The following is a 492-nucleotide window of genomic DNA, read 5'->3' as shown; positions in this document are numbered from 1 at the left end:
TGAGAGGTGGAGCCCCACGGCGCCCGAATCGGCGAGTTCCCCCTCTAGCGGGGGGGGGGGGGGGGGGTGGGGGGGGGGGGGCGGGCCCACCCCCCCCCCCCAACGTCAGCGTGCTACTGGTGGACGCTGATGGCCTGCGAAGCCTGGGACTGCGCGACGGCGAGCGGCGAGAACTGGTTCACGGCCGCCGACTCGTTGTGGGCCTCCAGGTTGGCCACCTTCTTCGAGACGGAGGTCATCCTGGTGAGGTTGAACGAGAAGCGGGCCAGAGCCTCGCGTCCGGGCAGCAGTTCCGCGGTCTCGGCCTCGAGCTGGCTGATGTTCATTGAGTACCCTTCATAGGTGTAGGTGTTTGCGGCCCGGAAGCAGGTCGCTGACTCGGAAGTCACCCCCCGCAGGTCGATCTCCTGCGGGACCGACCGCGGGGGGGGGGGGGGCGGCGCCCGCCGCACCCCGCGCGCCGGCGCGGGGCGGGGGCCGACGGAGCACGCT

General features: G+C 72.6%; 1 protein-coding gene. It reads right to left on the bottom strand.

Annotation, left to right across the window (positions count from 1 at the left end; all coding sequences use genetic code 11):
* Positions 1-113: 113 nt before the first annotated feature.
* On the bottom strand, positions 114-326 hold the full coding sequence (locus tag ACFV2J_RS37245; RefSeq protein WP_385097134.1) for a hypothetical protein: 213 nt from the start codon (positions 324-326) through the stop codon (positions 114-116).
* Between the last annotated feature and the right edge of the window lie 166 nt (positions 327-492).

The organism is Streptomyces sp. NPDC059668 (assembly GCF_042734135.1).
Taxonomy (GTDB): Bacteria; Actinomycetota; Actinomycetes; order Streptomycetales; family Streptomycetaceae; genus Streptomyces.
Note: the sequence above shows the minus strand (reverse complement) of the source record. Positions and strands in the feature narration are given on the sequence as shown.